We start from the raw sequence: 18,990 nt of genomic DNA, 5'->3' as shown, positions 1-18,990 counted from the left end.
TGTGCGCCGAGCGTTTCCGTCCACGCTGAGCGTTGGGGCGGTCGCTGTGTGTATCGGCGCCAACCATGCGCGGAGGCGCTCAGAGCACCGACTTGCCGTACATCTCGCCGAGCGGTTCGGCGAGCAGTTCGATGCGGGCGCCGTCGGGGTCCCGGAAGTACATCGACGTGCCGCTCTCCTGCACGTACTCGACTCCGGCGGCATCCAGCCGCTCGCGCAGCCGCTGCCAGGTGGTGGGGTCGACCGAGATGGCCATGTGGTGCAGTCCGCCGAGCACCTCCGCGTACGGGCCCAGGTCGAGGCCGGGGAAGTCGAAGAAGGCCAGGAGATTGCCATGGCCGAGGTCGAAGAAGAAGTGGGTGGAGCCCTTGTAGTCGCGGTTCTCGATCATCTCCGTGAGGGGGAACCCCAGGACGTCCTGGTAGAACCGCACGGTCCGCTCGACGTCCGAGGAGAGCAGCGCGACATGGTGCACACCGCGGGCGGAACTCGCCGGCCTCACCTCGGTCAGATACGCGTCCCGGATCCGCTGACGCTCCGCCTCGATCGCTGCCAGGTCCACCGCATCCATCGGGAGCTCCTCAGGTAGGGAAGTAGCCGCTCTTGGTACTAAATTCAACCACTTCATGGCTACTCTGGACCCCCCTGACCCCCGTTCTCGTCCGGAGCGGTTTACGGCCGTCCGGATGCGGGTTGCGGCACTCAGGACGATGCTGGATACATGTCCGGACGTGCCCCTTTGGTAGTGCATCCCACCATTGGCACCGGCGGCCGCCAGGTGACCGCTCGGGGCGAGAACCTCGGTGTGGCGTTCTCGGACGAGGACCTGATCGAGTTCCTCGGCCGGGCAGGTCTGCCCGACGCGGAAGACCTCCTGGACGATCCCGCGTGGGTGAAGTGGCGTGGGGGCCAGGCACACTTCTACGGGGCCGCGTAGGAGGCCTACGCCGCCCATACGGCACTGGCCCGTGGTTCCCGCTGAGCCCTGTGGCGGTCGCCCGCGCCTTCGGTCAAGGTGGCGCCCTGCCACGACGCGTGCCCCTCGGGGCGCTGGCCGCGACCGCGACGGCGCTGCTGCGCGCCGTCTGTCGGACCGCCCCAGGCGCCCGCGCCGCGACGACGACCGCGACAGCCGCCCCGGATTCGACGGCCACCACGACCACCGACGACGTGGCGCGGCATCATGCTTGTCGTGGGCCGGATCGCGCCCGGGCCAGTCGGCTGCGCCGTTGCTCCGAACGGGGGGCGCGCTCACCCAACCCGGTGGGCGGCGGCAAGGACGCGTACCACCGGCATGCGGGCGAACGTTGCTCCGACATGGAGAGCACTCACACAGCACTGCGCCGCGTTCCGACCCGCGCACGCGTTGGCGGCCCGTATGCCGAACCGTCCAACGACCACCGGAGCAATCCGCCGATCTACGCGCAGCTCGTCTCGGAGTGGCGGGCCAAGGGCCGTGTGGTTCCGGAGCATCACACTGTGCGCGAGGTGCTGTGGGCCTCCTTCGCCGCACCGGCTCCGGAGGTGGACGAAGCCGAACCCGTGCCCGCGGTTCCCGTGCCCCGCGGTCTCCCCGGCTGGGTGAGGGTCACTCCTCGCTGAGGGGCGCCAGAACGGCGAGCGTTCCGTTGGCCTGACGCAGCGCCAGCTCCAGGGGGAGGGCCGGATGCAGGGCACCGGTCCCGTCCGGCGGGATGATCCACTCCAGGGAACCCGAGGACCGGTACGGCGGCGGTACGGCGACCCAGGAGCCCTTGCCGAGGTGACGGAGTCCGGACCCCACCCAGCGGCTGGTGGGATCGGGCGGCAGGAAGAAGCCGACGCGGCGGGCCGCGGAGTCCACCAGCGTGGGTCCCGGCACCTGAAGCGGGTCGGACCACAGTATGTCCAGGGCGAGCAGGCCCAGTTGTTCGGGAACGCTCAACACGTCCCAGAAGCGCCCGGCTTCCAGGAGCACGCTGCCGCTGCCCTGGTCCCACTCCCGTTTGCACGCCCGGGGGTCGGTGGCGGCTGCGGCGAGCCACTCCACACTTTGCATCCACATCGCATTCGTCAAGGCCCACTCCGGGGATATTCCGCTCCGCTCGGCACGCGCGGAGAAGGACGCAGCCGGCGGGGCTTGCGATTGCCCATCAGCCCCTCGGCATATGCATGTTGGTAGATATTTCTACGTGGCGGAAGGGGTGGCGCGGTCTGGCGTTTTACCTTGGCCGGTTACGGCAGGGGCCATGGTGCGTGAAGTTTGTGCAGTGCACCGCCGTGCAGGGGGGTGGTGTGCCACCGCGCCGTGAACGTGCGGTCCGGGAGCGAGCAGGTCACCGTCAACCGGTGCGGGGTCTCCAGGAACAGCACGTCGACGCGCAGGGTCTCCGGGTCGGTCCATCCGCCGCTCACGGCCGTGGGGTTCGAGCCGGAGTCGACGGTCCAGTCGGTGGTACCGAGCATCAGGTCGATGCGCCGGTCGCCCTCGGCCAGCGACACGCGCCAGCCCTTGTCCCCCTTCGCGACCGCGACTCCCGTCAGCGTCCGCTGATCCGCGCAGGCACCGCCCTCCGGGACGAACTCGGCGCCCGCCCAGGCATCGCTGCGCGCGGGAGGCTCTGGACGCGCCTCGACCGGCGGCAGGGCCAGGCGCGCGAGACGGCTGCGCAGTGTGTCGTCCTTCTCGCCCGGGAGCGGAGCGGTGCCGAAGGCGGGGAGCAGGTGGCGCCACACCAGGTTCAGCAGGTCCTGCGTCTGCTCGGTCGCCGTGGTCGTCGCGATCACCGCGTCGCACTCGGGCAGGACGAGACAGAACTGTCCGTACGCTCCGTCGCCGCGGTACCCGTGCCGGGACCTCCAGAACTGGAATCCGTACCCCTGCTGCCAGTCCGACAGCGCCCCTTCGGCCGTACCGTCCGCGGTGGAGATGTGCGCACGGGTGGCCTCTGCGATCCACGAGGACGGGAGGAGCCGCCGTCCCTCCCAGACACCGTCCCGCAGGTACAGCTGGCCGAGTCGGGCGATCGCGTCGGTCGCGGCGTGCAGGCCACTGAAGCCGAGATCGCGGCCGGCCGGGCCCTGCCGCCAGGCGGCCTCCCCGATGCCCAGTGGGTCGAACAGCCGGGGCCGCAGATAGGCCGTCAGCGACTGCCCGGTCACGCGCTGGACGATCGCGGCGAGCGTGTACGTGGCGGACTGGTTGTACGCGAACACGGTGCCGGGGTCGCGGTCCGGCGGCATCAGCAGGAAGCCGCGTACGGTCTCCTTCCGGTCGAGCCGGAACGCCTCGGCGTAGGTCTCACCCAGGTGCCCGCTCGCCATCGACGCGACATGCCGGACGAGCATGGCGCGACTGCGCGGGTCGGTGATGTCGGCGTCGAACTCGGGGAAGTACGAGATCACGGGGTCGTCCAGGCGCAACAGCCCCTCGGCGGCGGCGAATCCCGCGGCCGTGGACGTGAAGCTCTTGCTCAGCGAGTAGAGCAGTTGACGGCGCTCGGGTGTGTACGGCGCCCACCAGCCGGACGCCACGACGTGACCGTGGCGCAGGATCATCAGGCTGTGCGGTTCCATGTCCGGGGCGGCCTCGACGGCATCGAGGAACGCGTGAATGCCCGACGCGTCGACGCCCTGTTCGCCGGGCGTGCTGACAGGCAGGGGACGAGCACTCATACGGGGGCCTCCGGGCGGCTCGGGACAGCGGCTGTGACACACAGCCGGACACGGTATACATGCGTACGCCATCCTTCCCGTGCGGGCGCCCGCGCGTCCATGAGCCGCGGGCGGGCTTGCAGTGATGGTGTGCGCGGCCTTCGCGTGAAGCGCAGCCCGCCGAGCCGGGCCTCGGGCCCCGCTGGGGCATCAACACATGGGCGGATGCCCGGCGTTGACGGGTCACCGTCATAATGATCGAGTGATCTCCCCCACAGCCACATCCGTAGAGCGCGTTCCCGTCGTCATCGTCGGCGCGGGACCGGCCGGTCTCACCCTCGGCAACATCCTGCGCGCCGCGTCCCTCGACTGCGTGGTCCTGGAGAACGAGAGCCGGGAGTTCATCGAACAGCGGCCCCGGGCGGGCTTCATCGAGGAATGGGCGGTACGCGCCCTGCGCCAACGGGGGCTGGCCGACCGGCTCGTGGAGCGGGCCCAGCCGCACAGCGAGTGCGAGTTCCGGATCGACGGTGAACGTCACCGGTTCCGGTACGCCGAGCTGACCGGAGACCGCCACTTCGTCTATCCGCAGCCGCTGTTGGTGACCGACCTGGTGCGCGAGTACGCCGACATACGCGGCGGCGACATCCGGTTCGACGTACAGGATGTCGCCCTGCACGCCATCGACGGCGACCGCCCCTCGGTGCTGTACACGGACCCGGCCACCGGCGAGCGCCGGCGCATCGAGTGCGAGATCATCGCGGGCTGCGACGGCGCACGCGGAGTGACCCGTACCTACGTCCCACCGGAGCGCGGCTCCCTGGCCCGCTACGACTACGGAGTGGGCTGGCTGGCGCTGCTCGCCGAGGCACCGCCGTCGTCCGACTGTGTCGTCTTCGGTGTGAACTCAGGTGGATTCGCCGCCCACATGGCCCGCAGCCCCCAGGTCACCCGCTACTACCTGGAGGTGAAGCCCGGCGACGATCCGGAGAACTGGCCGCACGACACAGTGTGGTCGGAGCTCCACGCCCGGCTGTCGGTGACCGGTGCCGCACCGCTCACCGAAGGACGGCTGATCGAGAAGCGGGTGCTCGACATGCACAGCTATGTCGTGGAGCCGATGACGTACGGACGGCTGTTCCTGGCGGGCGACTCCGCCCATCTCGTGGCGCCGATCGCGGCGAAGGGCATGAACCTGGCGCTGTACGACGCACTGCTTCTGGCGGACGCGCTCGTCGCCTACTTCGGGACGGGCGACCGCAGTGGGCTGCGTGACTACTCGGCGGCCTGTCTGCGGCGCGTATGGGAGTACCAGGAATTCTCCCAGTGGTTCGCGGAGTTGCTGCACGGGCCTTCGTCGGGCGATCCCTTCCGAGCGGGTTCCGCGGGGGCGCGACTGCGGCGACTCCTGGGCTCCCCCGCCGCGGCGGCCACGTTCGCGGACTCCTACATCGGCAAGGACCCCGTGCGGTGAGCCGTCAGGCGCCGCTGGCCTGAACCTTTCGCACGAGTGGGCGACCGCCGGGGCACTGAAGAAAAACAGGTCTTTGGAACCCCTCCCCGTTGAGCACACAACGTCACACCCTCCGTACTTCCGGGAAAGGTGAGAGCCCGGTGCACAGCGAGGGATGACGATGGTCAAGGTGCAAGACCCCACGGGCGAGTTGGTCGCCGGAAGATACCGACTGCTCGAGGTCGCCCACCGGGAAGAGGGCCGCGTCGGCTGGCACGGTCAGGACCTCGACTTCGAGCGGCCGGTCGCCTTGACCTGGTCGCGGCTGCCGGAGCATCGGCGCGAGGAGGCGGAGCACCGTACCGCCACGCGGATCCTGCGCGAGTCCGAGCGCCTGGAGCTCGTCTGTCCCGGCCGGGTGGCCACGGTCCTCGACGTGATCGAGGAGCACGACTTCGTGTGGACGGTCACGGAGCGGTCCCCGGGCGTCCCGCTGACCGAACTCCTCGGGCGCGGCCCGGTGAACTACATCCGCGCGGCCCGCGTCGGGCTCGGCCTCCTCGACGTCCTCGCGGCCGCCCACAACGCGGGGGTGACGCACGGCGATCTGAGCCCCGGCCAGGTGCACGTGCACGAACGGGGCGCGGTCACGGTGCGCGGTTTCGGCCTCATGGGATCCACCGTCTCGCCACGCGTCACCGCGCCGTCGTACGCCTCCCCCGAGCAGACCCGTGGTGAGGGCACCGGACCGGCGGCGGACCTGTGGGCGCTGGGCGCGATGATGTACGCGATGGTCGAGGGCCGACCACCCATCCGCGACCGTGGACGACTCGACGCCACACTGCGCGCCGTGGACCGGCTGCCCATCCGGGCCCCGCTCAGCGCGGGACCGCTCGCACCGGCCATTCAGGGGCTCCTGCGCAGGGATCCCTTGGAGCGGGTGCCCGAGCCGGTCGTACGCGAGGCCCTGACGCGCATCCTCAAGAAGGAACTCGACGACGCGACGGCCATGGCGCCCCTGCCGCATTTCCTGGATCCGTGCGCCGTCGCCCGGCGCGTGGGACGGCTCCGGGGCGGATTGCCGGTCAGCCGGCCGGTCCTGCTGGGCGGGGCGCTGGCCGTCACCGTCGTCTGCTTCGCCGTGCTCACCGCGGCGGGCGGACTGCCCGACGGGGACACGTCCGCATCCGGCGCGGCTCCCTCACGGACCGCCGAGAGCAGCCCCTCCGCCGCCCCCGCCACGCTCCCCGAACGGACACCGCCGGCGTCCCCCAAGCCGTCCCCCTCCTCCACCGTCGGCGAGAAGGCGCCGTCCGGCTTTGCCCGCTATCAGGCACCCGAGGGCTTCTCCATCGACCTCCCCAAGGGCTGGGAACGCCTCCGGACCACGAGATCCGCGGACCTGTCCTATCGCGTCACCTTCGGGGCGAGCGGTGACCCACGCACGCTGGCCGTCACCTACAGCACGCAGCTGGGCCCGGATCCCGTCGCCGTCTGGAGCGCGCTGGAGCCGTCCCTGCGCGCCGATTCCGCCGGCTACGAGCGGGTGGGCGACATCCGGGCCGTGGACTATCGCGGCCGCAAGGGTGCCGACATGGAGTGGTACTCCGTGACCGACGGGGTCCGCGAGCGCACCTTCGGCCGCGGCTTCCTGATCGGCGATCACCGGGGCTTCTCGCTGCGCTGGACGACCCCGGCGAACGACTGGGACACCTCCGCGAACCGGAAGGCGCTGGACGTCTTCCTCCAGTCCTTTCAGCCGAGTGCCCAGTGATCACGCCTACGCTCCGGTCGGCCGGAGAGCGCCGTTCGCGCCAAACGGACACCGCCGCCTGTTGGTCACGGTCTGTGGTGGAGGAGTGTCAGTGCCCCTCGGGGATACGGTGCGCGGGTCTTCGCTGCGACAGCCACTCGGCGACCGTGTCGGCGATGGGCTGACCGGTCTCCAACTCGATGAAGCCGAACTGGCCTCCCTGGTTGCCCTCCAGGAACCACCAGACGCCGTCCTCGTCCTCGGCGAAGTCGAAGGCGGCGTACGCGAGTCCGGTGAGGACGAGGTACTCGTGGACCGAGCGGGCGATGCGGCCGGGCACGGCGGTGGCCTCCCATGCGTGTCCGGTGTCTCCGAACCGCCCGTCGACCTGTCCGGGCACGGCGGCCTTCCTGGCGGCGAACATACGGGTGCCGATGCTGGTCAGTCGTATGTCGGCGCGCTTGGGGATGTACTGCTGCAGGAGCGCGGGACCGGCCGCGACGCCGGAGAAGTCCGCGTCGGGTCCGATGAGCGTGGTCGGCAGGGCCACCGGCGGCTCACCGGGCGGGGGCCCGGAGGCCGACTTCACCACCACGTCCCGGTACTCCTCGACGAACTCCTGGGCCACCCGCGGAGCGGTCGTGACGATGGTGGGCGGCACCGCGAAGCCGCTGCTGTGGGCGACCCGCAGCTGCCAGGGCTTGTGCCGGGCCTGCTCGGCGCGGCGCGGATGGTTCATCCAGCGGGTCGAGGCGGAGTAGAGCATGCCGAACAAGGCCTGCCGCGTCTCGGCGGTGAGCCAGGGCGAGGGCTCGGCGGCGTGAGCGGCCGGCTCGCCCGGCCGCCGCACCCACACGGATCGCAGGCCACCCATGCTGAGCACATGGCCGTTGACCGACAGATAGCCGTCGAAGTCCCCGTGGGCGTAGTCGGCGGAGAGCACCGCTTTGCCCGGCAGGTCGGCTGGGTCGAGGCGCACCATGGGCACGCCTCGCTCGTGCAGTTGGGCCACCACCATGTCGGCGGTGACGTCCTGCTCGGCCGTGAGAATGAGTACCGTCATGCGCGCGGGTGGCCGTCAGTCGTCGAAGTGCGTCTGGGAGCCGGCCGTGGACGTCGTGGTACCGGTGGCCATCAGGAGCGCACGGTCGCTGACGGCCGGGCGGCCGTCGGGCAGGACGTTCAACTGCAGCGCCACATCGAAGTGGTACGGGGTCGTCGCGGCCGACTGCCCGGTGGGCATGGCGTAGTTGAGGGTGAACGGTCGCATGAAAAATCCTCCCCGGTTTCACGGTGCTCTACGTCCACCCGTACGTGTCATGGCCGTAAGGAATTCATCACTTTCCGCCACATCAGGGTGAAGGTCGTCACATCGCGTCGATTCAAGCTTGTCTGTTGCCGCACTGCTCGTGTGTCTGTGTTGATCCCGGCCCAAAGCTTAGGCCAATGCTTCATCCTCAGTGACCTCAACGCCGAGCCACCCCGGGAGAGTTCCCGGTGACTTCGACTTGCTCTCCTCGTTGCAGCAGGGAGGTTCCCTCCGCAGTGACGGACGCGGGCTCAGCAGCCATGGTTGCCAAAAGACCGGCCCGGTACAGGACATGGAGGGACGCGGCACACGCCACGCCCAGGATGAGCAGCGCGAGCCACGGCAGTGCGGACATGCCGGCCGCCCGCGCGGCGTCGAGGGCCGCTCCGGTGAGCAGGTTGCCCAGCGTGATGCCGATGCCGCAGATGGTGTTGTAGAGCCCGTAATGGGTGGCGACGAGGCGGTTTCCGGAGAGCCGGACGATCGTGTCCATCTCGAAGGGGTACGCGATCATCGTGCCCAACGCGAGGAGCAGAGCCGCCAGTGTCGGCAGGAGAGCGACGAGCAGTCGGTGCCCGACCTGTGCGTCGGGCACGGGCACGAACGTGCCCGCGAGCAGCGGCACGAAGGCGAGACCCATGACCGACACCCCCCGGGCCAGGGCCTGACCGGGCTCCAGCCGTGCCTTGCACCACTCGGTCACCCGAGTCTGTCCGAAGACGGTGGCCAGTCCCGAGGCGGCGAAGAGCAGGGCGACGGCCGCCGTCCCGAACTCCCCTTCGCCGCCCAGGCGTCGCACCTCCAGCGGTAGCGCGAGATAGACCTGGAAGGACAGGACGTAGGAGCCGATCATGGCGGTGGCGAAGAGGAGGAACGCGCGGTTGCGTACGACGCCTCGCCACTGCGCCGGCACGCTCTGACGGTCACCGGCCTCCGCGTCCGCGGCATGGCCGGCTGTGCGGGCTGGGAGGGCGCGGATCTGCACTGCGCTCAGCAACGCGAAGATCGATGCCGAGACCAGGCAGGGCAAGCGGAAGTCGAAGCCGGTCAGCAGCATCCCGACCAGCGGGCCGAGCAGAATGCCCGCCTGGTAGAAGACGTTGAAGAGGGCGAAGGCCTCGACGCGGCGCTCGCCCGCGTCGGCGGCGAGGTAGGCGCGCACAGCCGGGTTGAACAGAGCCCCCGCGAAGCCGGTGGCCGCCGAGGCGGCGAGCAGCGCCGGGACCGAGTCGACCAGGCCGAGCGCGGCGAAGCCGACCGTACGCAGCACACATCCGGCAACGATCAAGGGTTTGTAGCCGAACCGGTCGGCGAGAGTTCCGCCGACGAGAAACATGCCCTGCTGGCTGAAGTTCCGTACGCCCAGAACGAGTCCGACGAGCCAGCCGGCCAAGCCCAGAGTTCCCGACAGATGCTGGGCCAGATACGGCATCAGCATGTAGAAGCCGAGGTTGATGGTGAACTGGTTCGCCAGGAGCAGTTGGACGCTCCGGTCGTAGGAGCGGACCTGCGCGAGTGTCGCCCTCACCTCCCGCCGCCTTTCGCGCCGACCTTCTTCGCCGTCGGGGAGAGTGGGTCGAGGACCGCGGTGCAGCGCGTCCAGCGGGTGACTTCCTTCTCGTCCGGGTGGGCCACGACCTCGGGTTCGGGCGCGGGAGGCGCGTCCAACAGCCCGTGCTCGGCGCAGAATCGGTCGTTGTAGATGGTCTCCAGATAGCGCTGGGGCCCGTCCGGGAAGATCGCCACGACGCGGGTGTTCCGAGGCGTCGTCCGGGCAAGCCAGCCGGCCACCAGGGCGACCGCGCCGACGCTCCAGCCGCCCGTGGCGTAGTGCGAGGCGGCCAGCTGCCTGCACGCCCAGACCGATTCGGCCGGAGCCACCCAATGCACCTCGGCGAAGTCCTCGTACGCCACATTGCGCGGATGGATGCTCGATCCGAGACCCCGCATGAGTCGGGGCCGGTCGGGCTGGCCGAAGATGGTCGAGCCGATGGTGTCGACGCCCACCAGGCGCATCCCCGGACAGAGCCGGCGCAGCGCGCGCGAGATCCCCGCGGAGTGACCTCCCGTACCGACACTGCAGACGAGCACGTCGATGTGGCCCATCTGCGAGGCGAGTTCGAGAGCCAGCGGGGTGTACGCCGCGACGTTGTCGGGGTTGTTGTACTGATCCGGGGACCACGCTCCCCGATGTTCCGTCAGCAGCTCGGCGACCCGGTCACGGCGAGCCTGCTGCCAGCCGCCCGTGGAGTGCGGCCGCGACACCATGTCGACGGTGACGCCGTAGGCGACGAGGAGCCTGGTCATCGAGGGTTCGAGGCCCGGGTCCGTGACAAGCGTGACGGGGTGCCCGTACACCATTCCGGCCAGGGCGAGGCCGAGGCCCAGTGTGCCGCTGGTCGACTCGATGATGGGGCGGCCCGGCCGCAACTCGCCGCGGGCTCGGGCCCGTTCGACCATGTGCAGTCCGGGGCGGTCCTTGATGCCACCGGGGTTGAAGCCCTCCAGCTTCGCCCAGAAGCCGCGACCGGGCATGGTGAAGGGCTGGGACACGTGCAGGACAGGGGTGTTGCCGACGAGGCCCGGGAGGGTGGAGCCGGCGGGGGTGATGTCACTCGTGGTCAGGGAGTGCATGTGTTTCGCTCTCGATCGGTGTGAACGGACAGCGATCAGTGGGGGTGGTGGTGAACGAGTCGTCGACCATCCCCGGCGCCGTGCCACAGAGCGCGATGCGCAGGAGGCCGGACGCCTTGAACCGGCCGCCGGAGGCAGGACCGCAGACAGCGTTGAGCCGAGTCGGTGCATCCGAGGAGACGTCGACCGATTCGAGAAGCGCCGACCTAGATACGAAGAACCGCGGAGTCCGCCGCATGCGCTATCGGGGCCACGACGTCCCGCGCTGCGGCGTGACGGAGGCGCACCGGGCGAAGCATCTCGTTGTCGTCGCTCGCCGGGTGCAGCGGAGATGGGCAGGGCACCCGTGCATCGGTGCTCTGCGGAGGCTGCCCGAGCGCGCAGTCCTCGACAGCGTGCTGGTGTCCGTGGCCGTCCCGGTGTCCCGTCGACCTCTGGCCCACCGACCCTGCCGACATCGCACGTGCAACGCCCTTGCTCTCGGCGGCGGGCTCAACGTGAGCGCCGAACACCGCCGCGCTCTCGCCCACATAAAGGTGACTCACCGTGGCCTCAGGGCTGACGGCGTGCGCGTGGAGCAGACCGCAGAGCAGCAGGCCCAGTCCCAGGACACGCCACAGAGCCGCTGATGAGCGACTCTGCTGCGTGCCGGAAGGCGACCAGGCCGTAATCACGCCGTGATCCTAACTCCCCGCCGGAAATCCGGCATTTCATGCGACGAGAACACCTCGTAAACAGCCACCTGCCGACACCGCCGCCACCCGATCGGCCCAACCACGCGCATGGGCAGGACACTTCTGTGATCGCAAACGGTCGAGTCGACCTCTCATGACGGGCACGGACGCGCTACGGCCGACGGCGGAAACCGAGTGAGGTTCTGATGACACTCATGGGTGAACTTCTTGCTCTGCCGAAGCGTGTGCGACGACCTGCGTTCAGGGCTTGAGCAGGCCGTCCTGTTCCACCAGGGGTGTGCCGTCGTGCCAGGGCAGGGCCTTGCCGAAGCGGACCAACTCGCCGTACAGGGCGGGATCAACGTGCTCGGCGAACACCAGGTCGAGGACGGCGCGGGCGGCCTGGGAGGGCGGCTGAGCCTGGCTGTAATCACTGAACCAGGGCCGGGAGGTGGCCGTGTCCACCATGCCCGGGCACACGGACGCAACCAGGGTGTTGGTCATGAGGTCGCGCTCGCGGCGTTCGGCGGCGACCGCGCGGACGGCGGCGACCTGGGCGACCTTCGAGGGCACGTTCAGCCAGCGCGGCCAGCCCGCCTCTTCCGCGGTCTTGTGGTGGATGGCGCCGCGCCAGGACTCGACGGCGTACTCGACCTGGTCGAGGCTCGCACCGTCGAACAGGTGGTGCAGCCGTGGGCTCAGGTGGCCGAGGGTGCCGAGGCTGCTGGCCACGACGATCAGGCGGCCGCCCGGGCGCACGATCGGGCCGAACGAGCGAAGGATCGCGTGGGTGGCGGTGTTGGAGACGTCGATGAATTCGTCGGCCCGCTCGGCCTGTGACTCCTCGGGCAGCAGCCGGGCGATCGCGTTGGAGATCACCACGTCGACTCCGCCGTACTGTGCCCGGAGTTCGTCGGCGAGGCGGGCGATGGCGTCGGTGTCGGTCACGTCCAGGGCCCGGCCCTCGACGCGGGCGCGTGTGCCCGGCAGCTGGGTGACCTCGCGGGCGGCGTCCGTCACGCGCTGATGGTTGCGACCGGTGAGCAGGACCAGGTCGTCCGGGCCCATGCGGGTCGCCAGTCCTTCGACGAGGGCGCGGCCGAGTCCTTGGTTGGCGCCCGTCACGAGGGCGATACGAGAAGCGTTCATGCATGCCACGCTAGAAACGCCGACGCCATGAGTCCAACGACATTGAGGCACAGCTAGTATGCGCAATCGTCATGGACTTCACTGATGTGTCACTCACCGCGCTCCGTGTCTTCCGCGCGGTGGCCGAGCAGGGCACCTTCACCGCGGCCGCGACATCGCTGGGCTATACCCAGTCCGCGGTGTCCCGGCAGATCGCCTCGATCGAGCGGGCGGCGGGCGCGGAGTTGCTGGAGCGGCGGCGCGACGGAGTACGGCTCACCACGGCCGGCCGCGTCGTCATGCGCCGCGCGACGATCGTGCTCGACGAGATCGACGCCGCCGCGCGCGAGCTGTCCGGCCTGCCCGGGCAGGCCGGGACGGTCCGCCTGGGCTGGTTCCCCAGCGCCGGAGCCGTCTTGCTGCCCCGGGCCCTGGCCGCGCTGCGCCACACGGACCCCGCCATCCAGGTCGTCAGCCGGGAGGGCAGTACCCCGGCGCTGGTGCGCGCACTGCGGGCCGGAAGTCTGGACCTGGCCCTGCTCGCGTCGGCACCACCGTTCCGCCCACCGGACGCCGAATCGCCCCCACTCGCGCTGCAGACGCTCACCGAACGCGCGCTGTGTCTTGCGGTGCCCGCCACCCACCCGCTCGCCCGCGGCGACTTCATTGACGTGGCCGACCTGCGCGGGCAGCGCTGGATCACCAGCTCCTCCTCCGGAGAAGACGGGCTCATGGGAGTATGGCCGGGCCTGGACGAGCGGCCCGAGATCGCCCACACCGCCCGTGACTGGCTGGCCAAACTCCATCTCGTCGCCACCGGCTGCGGATTGACCACCGTGCCTGCCGCGCTCGCCCCGGCCGCCCCACCGGGCGTACGCATCCTGCCGGTCCGCGGTGGGCCCCAGGAGCAGCGGCGCCTCCTGCTGGCCCGACTCCCCCACCGCCCGACCGAACCGGTCACCCGCGTCGCAGCCGCCCTGCGTGCCGCGGCCCTCGACGCCGACACGGTGGCCTGACCTTCGCTGCCCTCGTCCCCACGAACGCCGTCGAGGTGAACGGCCCCATGAGGGGGGTTCTGTCGTCGCTTCGACGATCACGGTGGAGTCGCGGCACCGAAGAGGGCACTGCTGACAACCAGGTCGTGGGCGTCCACCGGCTCATCGACGTCGTATGGGGTCAGACCTCACCAGCGTCGGCCGTGGCGAATCTGCGGACGCATGTGGCCGGGCTGCGCCGGCTGCTGTCCGCCACGGACGCCGGGGCGGACTCCGCGGGCAGGGCGGTACGGCTGGTGACGCAGCCGGGCGGTTACCAGCTGACCGTGCTCCCCGGCGAGTTGGATCTGACCGTCTTCGAGGACCGGTGGCTGGTGAGCGGCGCCTACGGCCTCGCGAGAACCCACCGTGCTCGCGAGGCCGCCGGGCGTTACCGCGGCAGATCGTCCGGGTCGGTGGCCCACTGGGTGTTGGGCTGTTCGGCGAGCTCGAAGGTGAGGGCGCCGCCCTTCGTGGTCAGGTCGCCGTCCGTCCAGGAGCGTTGCGTGGCACGACCGTTGACTCGTACGGCGTCGATGTACGGATGCGCGGCATCCGCGTCGGGCGCACTGAGCGCGATGCCGGTCCCGCCCGGACGGTCGACAACGGCGCTCGGGAAGAGTGGTGCGCCAACCAGCATGGAGGCGCTGCCAGGGGCTTGGGGATACAGGCCCAGCGCGGAAAACACGTACCAGGCCGACATGGTGCCGAGATCGTCGTTGCCCGGCAGACCCGAAGGCCCGGTGCCGTACACGGTGTTGAGAATCTGACGCACCGTCGCCTGGGTCTTCCAGGGCTGACCGAGCGTGTTGTAGAGCCAGGGTGCGTGGATGCCGGGTTCGTTGGTCGGGTCGTAGCGGAGCGGGTCACCGCCGCGGACCGACCAGGACCCGTCCGCTGTGTGGAAGAAGCCGTCGAGGCGGGCGGCGGCCTTCTCACGACCGCCCATGGCGACGGCCAGGCCCTGCACGTCCTGCGGAACCATCCAGGTGTACGTGGCGCTGGTTCCCTGAGCGAAACCGCGGTCGCTTCCCGGGCTGAAGGGCGTCACCCAGGAGCCGTCGAGGTTGCGGGCCTGGATGTAGCCGGCGTCGGCCGTGGCGTCGGGGTTGAAGACATTGCGCCAATAGTCGGCGCGCTCGGAGAAGACGGCGGCTTCCTTGTCTCGGCCCAGCAGCTTCGCCCACTTCGCCAGCGCGGAGTCGGCGACGGCGTCCTCAAGGGTCTCGGCGGCGCCGCCCCAGCATTGGCAGACGTCCTGAGCGGCGTAGTGCGAGCTCAAGTACTGTGCCAGGTTCGGGCGTTGACCGACGCACTGACCGGGGCAGCCCGCGTCCGAGAGTTCGTCCGGGTTGGGGACGGTGGCCTGGCGCACGAGCGAGTCGAAGGCTCCCTCGTAGTCGAAATTACGGACTCCCATGGCATAGAAAGTGGCCAGCGTCGCCGCCGAAGGGTCGCCCGTCATCACATGGGTGGCGCCGCTGATGTGCACCCAGCGGTCCCAGACACCGCCGTTCTGCCGCGCGAAGTTGTAGAGGGACTGGGCGAAGTCGCCCGCGATCCTCGGCTTGAGCAGGGCGAGGAGCTGTATCTGGGCGCGGTACTGGTCCCAGCCCGAGAAGTTGCTGTACTGAGCCCGCTGCCCGCGGGCCAGACGGTGCACCGCGCCGTCCATGCCGTAGTAGCGGCCGTCCCTGTCGCTGATCAGGTTGGGCTGCATGAGGGAGTGGTAGAGCGCCGTGTAGAAGGTGGTGCGCTGGGCGGCGCTGCCGCCGTCGACGCGGACGGTGCTCAGTTCGCGATCCCAAGCACGCGCACCGGCGTCGGCCACCTCCGCGACGCCGGCGTGCGGTGCGATCTCCCCGCGAAGGTTCGCCTCGGCCCCGTCGAGACTGACGTACGAGATGCCGATCCGCATGGAGACATCGTTGTCAGAGCTCGTGTCGAAGCCGACGTATCCACCGGAGCCCCGGCCCGCGCGGTCCGCACCGGTGGCGTATCCCTCCCCACCGGAGGCAGAAGTCGACCCCGCGGAGAGCGCGCCGTCCTTCCAGGTGCCCACGGACGAGAAGGCACGATCGAAGGATGCGCTGAAGTAAAGCTTGTAGTAGCTCTTGCGGTTGTTCGTCCCGCCGTTGGCGCGGCGGCCGCAGAAGGCACCGGTGAGCACCCAGCCGGTCACCTTGCGGTGCGCGGTGTCGATGTCGACGTGCGCGTCCTCGCTGCCGTTGAGGGAGTTGGAGACGCGGAAGAGCAGGTTGGCGGGTCGGTCACTCGGAAAGCTGAAGTCGGCGACGCCCGCCCGCTTGCTCACCGCCAGGTCCGCGGTGGCACCGGACTTGAGGCCGAGCGTGTAGCGCCCCGGTGCGGCTTTCTCCTCGGCATGCGTGAAGTCGGCGGCGTAGACCGCGTCCTTGGTGTCCGCCGAGGGCGAGGATGTCATGTCACCGACGTACGGCATGATCGGTACGTCGCCGGCCGCGCCCGGGTTGCAGCCGGCGCCGTTGACGTGGGTGAGGCTCAGGCCGCGGATGCGGGTCGTGCCGTACTGGTAGCCGTTGGCGGCCCCCGTGCTGGTCTGGTCGCCGGTGGTGCTGGTCGGGGACCAGGCGACCATCCCGTAGGGGAGGGTGGCGCCGGGGTAGGTGTTGCCGCCGTTCGCCGATCCGATGAGCGGGTCCACGAGGGAGACCGGCCGGTCCGCGGCACGGGGAGCCGAGCCGGCCGGGAACGGGACGCTCACGGCGAGCGCCGTGGTCACGACCACGACGGCGGATCTGCTGCCGAACCGTCTTGCTGTGCGAAGCCATTGGGGGCGCATGGGAGTGTCACCTTCCGACGGACGAGGCGTACGAGGACGAGTCAGGCCGAGGTCTTCCGGTGACTGCCTCGGACCCCAGCCCGGGCGCGAGGATAGAAGGTGGTCAGGAGGGCGGGAAGTGGCGTATGCGTCCTGTGGGTGACGGGGCGGTGAAGCGTGCGGGTCACCCAAGTCGCCTTTATCGACCGCGCGTTGGGGGGTTCAGCGTGACGCGCGCGCGACGCGGAGCACCATCACTGATCACTGATCACTGATCACTGATCGCGGAGAGCGGCTCGCCGAACGCGGAGCGCCGGAGGGCGGCGCGCCGCCGGGCGTCCGCCGCCGGGCGTCCGCCGCCCTGTGGGACCGGAAGCAGGCACCCGTACGTGAGCACCCGCCGGCGTCAGTCGGCCTCGGCACGGTAGGCGGCCATCTGGTCGACCAGGCTCTGCGGGGCGTGCGGACTGAAGCAGATGTCGAGGTTGGCCGCGGACCCGGTGGCCGCCTCCTCGGCACGCGGGAAGAGAGCCTCCTCGTAGGCGGTCAGGGCCTTTTCGATGTCGTCGGGGTGGCTGGCGATCGCCGTCGCGAGCTCGGCGCCGTCGAGCATGGCGAGGTTGGCGCCCTCGCCCGCGAACGGAGACATCAGGTGGGCGGCGTCGCCGAGCAGGGTGACGCCGGGGGTGCGGTCCCAGCGGTGGTCGACGGGCAGCGCGTGGATCGGACGGGGGACGAGCGCGCCGTCCGCGTCGGCGATGAGGGACCGCAGCCGCTCGTCCCAGCCGTCGAAGTACTCCAGAAGGCTCTCCTTGGCCGCTTCGGTGTCGGCGAAGTCGATGGCACCGGAGGTGATCCAGTGGGCCGGCGTCCTCAGGGCGATGTAGATGTGCAGCGAGCCGTCGGGATCGCGATGGCCGAGAAAGCCCTTCTCCTCGGCGAGCGCGAACAGCATGCCCCCGCCGACGACGGCGGCGCTTTCCGGGTGCCGAGTGTCGGCATCCAGGAGGTGCGCCTCGACGAAGGAGATACCCGAGTAGAGGGGGGTGGCGTCCGAGACCAGGGACCGCACCTTCGACCAGGCGCCGTCGGCCCCGATCAGCAGATCGGCGGTGAACGTCTCCCCGTCGGCCAGCGTCACCTCGTGGCGACCGTCGTCGAGCGTCCGTGTGCCGGAGACCTTGGCACCCCAGCGGACGGTGCCCGCGGGCAGCGAGCCGAGCAGGATGTCGCGGAGGGCACCCCTGGTGACCTCGGGGCGCTCACCGGCCTCGCCGTCGTCCTCCATCCGGACTGTGGCGTCCTTGCCGAGGATGCGCATGGCCTCGCCGCCGACGTGGACGATCGCGCGGAACTCCTCGTAGAGGCCGGCGGCCCGCAGTGCGGCTTGGCCGGAGTCCTCGTGCATGTCCAGCATGCCGCCCTGCGTGCGGGCGTTCGGTGAGTCGTCGAGGTCGAAGACGGCGGCGCCGATGCCGTTCAGGTGCAGTACGCGTGCGAGCGTGAGGCCGCCGAGACCGGCGCCGATCACGGCTATGGAGTGGTGGTGAGGGGTCGGCATGGCTGGTTCTCCAGGTGAGTGTCCGGTTTCGCCGGGCGTTCGCGACAGCTGGGGCGGGGAGTGGGGTGTGCTGTCACTCCTGGACGATAACGAACATGTTCGTTACGAACAAGTACGACGCGAACGCGTTCGCCCCATCCCCATCCCCATCCCCATCCCCATCCCCATCCCCATCCCCATCCCCATCCCCATCCCCATCCCGCACCGCGGGTCGGAGTGAGTAGCCGTACTCATGCCCTGGCCCCCGTGGTCCAGCACGATGGAGCCACCTGGACCAAGGAGCCCACTCATGCCCGAGCCCGTCCTCGCCTTGCTCGCCCATCAGTCGGTGCCCGAGGAGCGCACACCTCGGCGGACGTTGCCGACCGTGCTCGTCGTGGTCGTCGTCGCGGGCATGGCACTCTCCGCCTGGCATCCGCACGACCCGACGACGTGGCTGCTGGAGACCGTGTGGGTGCTGGTCGGGCTGCCCTTGGTCGTCCTGACCCGACGGCGGTTCCCGCTCACGAATCTGCTGTGCTGTCTGCTCGCGGCGCACGCGCTGGTGCTCGCCGTGGGCGGCCACTACACGTATGCGCAGGTGCCGTTGGGTGACTGGGTGCGGGACGGGCTCGGACTCGAGCGCAATCCCTACGACCGGTTCGGGCACCTCATGCAGGGCTTCGTGCCCGCCGTCCTGGTGCGGGAACTGCTCAGCCGCACCTCACCGCTTCGCGGCAGTCGCTGGCTGGCGCCGCTGACCGTGTGCGCCTGCCTCGCCTTCAGCGCGGTCTTCGAAATGTTCGAGTGGGCGGCCGCGGTGATCGGCGGACACGCGGCCGATGACTTCCTGGCCACTCAGGGCGACGTGTGGGACACCCAATGGGACATGTTCTGCGCGCTGATCGGGGCCACCGTCTCGGTGCTGCTGCTGAGCCGTCTGCACGACCGGCAGCTCGACGCTCTCACGGGGTCGGGCAGGAGGTAACGACGGACCGGGCGGCCGCACCATCGGTGCGGCCGCCCGGCCGT

Annotated in this window: 16 protein-coding genes; 6 read left to right on the top strand and 10 right to left on the bottom strand. The window is 70.1% G+C overall.

The annotated features are described in order from the left end of the window. Positions 1–79: 79 nt before the first annotated feature. Positions 80–571: a VOC family protein gene (locus IEY95_RS32750; protein ID WP_189189805.1), complete on the bottom strand. Its 492-nt coding sequence runs from the start codon at positions 569–571 to the stop codon at positions 80–82. A gap of 150 nt (positions 572–721) precedes the next feature. Between IEY95_RS32750 and IEY95_RS32745 the strand changes: the two genes are divergently transcribed. Continuing rightward, entirely contained in the window at positions 722–937 is a 216-nt protein-coding gene (locus IEY95_RS32745; RefSeq protein ID WP_189189804.1) for a hypothetical protein, read from the top strand. A 380-nt stretch (positions 938–1,317) separates the two neighbouring features. Beyond that, positions 1,318–1,602 (top strand): hypothetical protein, encoded by a 285-nt coding sequence (locus tag IEY95_RS32740; protein WP_189189803.1) that lies wholly within the window; start codon positions 1,318–1,320, stop codon positions 1,600–1,602. On the opposite strand, the gene IEY95_RS32735 is transcribed toward IEY95_RS32740, so the two are convergent. Together IEY95_RS32735 and IEY95_RS32730 are read right to left on the bottom strand one after the other, a co-directional pair. Then, complete coding sequence (locus IEY95_RS32735) at positions 1,589–2,044, bottom strand: hypothetical protein (protein ID WP_189189947.1); 456 nt, start codon at positions 2,042–2,044, stop codon at positions 1,589–1,591. The genes IEY95_RS32740 and IEY95_RS32735 overlap by 14 nt on opposite strands. A 170-nt stretch (positions 2,045–2,214) precedes the next feature. Further along, positions 2,215–3,654, bottom strand: a complete 1,440-nt coding sequence (locus IEY95_RS32730) for a serine hydrolase domain-containing protein (RefSeq protein WP_189189802.1) — start codon at positions 3,652–3,654, stop codon at positions 2,215–2,217. Between the two features lie 241 nt (positions 3,655–3,895). Between IEY95_RS32730 and IEY95_RS32725 the strand changes: the two genes are divergently transcribed. Beyond that, positions 3,896–5,107: a 4-hydroxybenzoate 3-monooxygenase gene (locus IEY95_RS32725; RefSeq protein ID WP_229703515.1), complete on the top strand. Its 1,212-nt coding sequence runs from the start codon at positions 3,896–3,898 to the stop codon at positions 5,105–5,107. Between the two features lie 160 nt (positions 5,108–5,267). Continuing rightward, on the top strand, positions 5,268–6,860 hold the full coding sequence (locus IEY95_RS32720) for a serine/threonine protein kinase (protein ID WP_308429363.1): 1,593 nt from the start codon (positions 5,268–5,270) through the stop codon (positions 6,858–6,860). Between the two features lie 88 nt (positions 6,861–6,948). Here the strand turns inward: IEY95_RS32720 and tgmB are convergent, their stop codons facing one another. The 5 genes from tgmB to IEY95_RS32695 form a co-directional block, all read right to left on the bottom strand. Next, the gene (gene tgmB / locus IEY95_RS32715; RefSeq protein ID WP_189189799.1) at positions 6,949–7,902 is read right to left on the bottom strand and encodes an ATP-grasp ribosomal peptide maturase; all 954 of its coding nucleotides are present in this window, start codon (positions 7,900–7,902) and stop codon (positions 6,949–6,951) included. Positions 7,903–7,917: 15 nt separating this feature from the next. Next, positions 7,918–8,109 carry a putative ATP-grasp-modified RiPP gene (tgmA, locus tag IEY95_RS32710; RefSeq protein ID WP_189189798.1) on the bottom strand — a complete coding sequence of 64 codons (192 nt, stop codon included), beginning with the start codon at positions 8,107–8,109 and terminating at the stop codon, positions 7,918–7,920. Positions 8,110–8,305: 196 nt separating this feature from the next. Further along, a complete protein-coding gene (locus IEY95_RS32705; RefSeq protein ID WP_189189797.1) occupies positions 8,306–9,676 on the bottom strand; it encodes an MFS transporter in 1,371 nt (456 codons plus the stop codon). Beyond that, positions 9,673–10,782, bottom strand: a complete 1,110-nt coding sequence (locus IEY95_RS32700) for a PLP-dependent cysteine synthase family protein (RefSeq protein WP_189189796.1) — start codon at positions 10,780–10,782, stop codon at positions 9,673–9,675. Before IEY95_RS32700 ends, IEY95_RS32705 begins: the two co-directional genes overlap by 4 nt. Before the next feature lie 935 nt (positions 10,783–11,717). Next, positions 11,718–12,605: an SDR family NAD(P)-dependent oxidoreductase gene (locus tag IEY95_RS32695; protein ID WP_189189795.1), complete on the bottom strand. Its 888-nt coding sequence runs from the start codon at positions 12,603–12,605 to the stop codon at positions 11,718–11,720. Positions 12,606–12,676: 71 nt separating this feature from the next. On the opposite strand from IEY95_RS32695, the gene IEY95_RS32690 reads away from it, so the two are divergent. Then, positions 12,677–13,600 (top strand): LysR family transcriptional regulator, encoded by a 924-nt coding sequence (locus IEY95_RS32690; protein WP_189189794.1) that lies wholly within the window; start codon positions 12,677–12,679, stop codon positions 13,598–13,600. A gap of 409 nt (positions 13,601–14,009) precedes the next feature. Here the strand turns inward: IEY95_RS32690 and IEY95_RS32685 are convergent, their stop codons facing one another. Both IEY95_RS32685 and IEY95_RS32680 read right to left on the bottom strand, forming a co-directional pair. After that, on the bottom strand, positions 14,010–16,439 hold the full coding sequence (locus IEY95_RS32685) for a GH92 family glycosyl hydrolase (RefSeq protein ID WP_189189793.1): 2,430 nt from the start codon (positions 16,437–16,439) through the stop codon (positions 14,010–14,012). A 385-nt stretch (positions 16,440–16,824) separates the two neighbouring features. After that, complete coding sequence (locus IEY95_RS32680) at positions 16,825–17,979, bottom strand: FAD-dependent oxidoreductase (RefSeq protein ID WP_189189792.1); 1,155 nt, start codon at positions 17,977–17,979, stop codon at positions 16,825–16,827. A gap of 289 nt (positions 17,980–18,268) precedes the next feature. Here IEY95_RS32680 and IEY95_RS32675 point away from each other — a divergent pair, with 289 nt between their 5' ends. Next, positions 18,269–18,946, top strand: a complete 678-nt coding sequence (locus IEY95_RS32675; RefSeq protein ID WP_189189791.1) for a DUF2238 domain-containing protein — start codon at positions 18,269–18,271, stop codon at positions 18,944–18,946. The last annotated feature ends 44 nt before the right edge of the window (positions 18,947–18,990 follow it).

Origin of the sequence: Streptomyces albiflavescens (genome assembly GCF_014645835.1) — a bacterium.
GTDB lineage: Bacteria > Actinomycetota > Actinomycetes > Streptomycetales > Streptomycetaceae > Streptomyces > Streptomyces albiflavescens.
The sequence above is the reverse complement of the archived record's forward strand: the minus strand, read 5'-3'. Positions and strand labels throughout refer to the sequence as shown.

What these genes read in the sequence shown, in the direction of transcription:
- IEY95_RS32685 (WP_189189793.1), bottom strand. Translation starts at nt 16,439, where the DNA reads ATGCGCCCCCAATGGCTTCGCACAGCAAGACGGTTCGGCAGCAGATCC.
- IEY95_RS32680 (WP_189189792.1), bottom strand. Translation starts at nt 17,979, where the DNA reads ATGCCGACCCCTCACCACCACTCCATAGCCGTGATCGGCGCCGGTCTC.
- IEY95_RS32700 (WP_189189796.1), bottom strand. Translation starts at nt 10,782, where the DNA reads ATGCACTCCCTGACCACGAGTGACATCACCCCCGCCGGCTCCACCCTC.
- IEY95_RS32695 (WP_189189795.1), bottom strand. Translation starts at nt 12,605, where the DNA reads ATGAACGCTTCTCGTATCGCCCTCGTGACGGGCGCCAACCAAGGACTC.
- IEY95_RS32745 (WP_189189804.1), top strand. Translation starts at nt 722, where the DNA reads ATGTCCGGACGTGCCCCTTTGGTAGTGCATCCCACCATTGGCACCGGC.
- IEY95_RS32740 (WP_189189803.1), top strand. Translation starts at nt 1,318, where the DNA reads ATGGAGAGCACTCACACAGCACTGCGCCGCGTTCCGACCCGCGCACGC.
- IEY95_RS32690 (WP_189189794.1), top strand. Translation starts at nt 12,677, where the DNA reads ATGGACTTCACTGATGTGTCACTCACCGCGCTCCGTGTCTTCCGCGCG.
- IEY95_RS32720 (WP_308429363.1), top strand. Translation starts at nt 5,268, where the DNA reads ATGGTCAAGGTGCAAGACCCCACGGGCGAGTTGGTCGCCGGAAGATAC.
- IEY95_RS32675 (WP_189189791.1), top strand. Translation starts at nt 18,269, where the DNA reads ATGCCCGAGCCCGTCCTCGCCTTGCTCGCCCATCAGTCGGTGCCCGAG.
- tgmB (WP_189189799.1), bottom strand. Translation starts at nt 7,902, where the DNA reads ATGACGGTACTCATTCTCACGGCCGAGCAGGACGTCACCGCCGACATG.
- tgmA (WP_189189798.1), bottom strand. Translation starts at nt 8,109, where the DNA reads ATGCGACCGTTCACCCTCAACTACGCCATGCCCACCGGGCAGTCGGCC.
- IEY95_RS32735 (WP_189189947.1), bottom strand. Translation starts at nt 2,044, where the DNA reads ATGTGGATGCAAAGTGTGGAGTGGCTCGCCGCAGCCGCCACCGACCCC.
- IEY95_RS32730 (WP_189189802.1), bottom strand. Translation starts at nt 3,654, where the DNA reads ATGAGTGCTCGTCCCCTGCCTGTCAGCACGCCCGGCGAACAGGGCGTC.
- IEY95_RS32750 (WP_189189805.1), bottom strand. Translation starts at nt 571, where the DNA reads ATGGATGCGGTGGACCTGGCAGCGATCGAGGCGGAGCGTCAGCGGATC.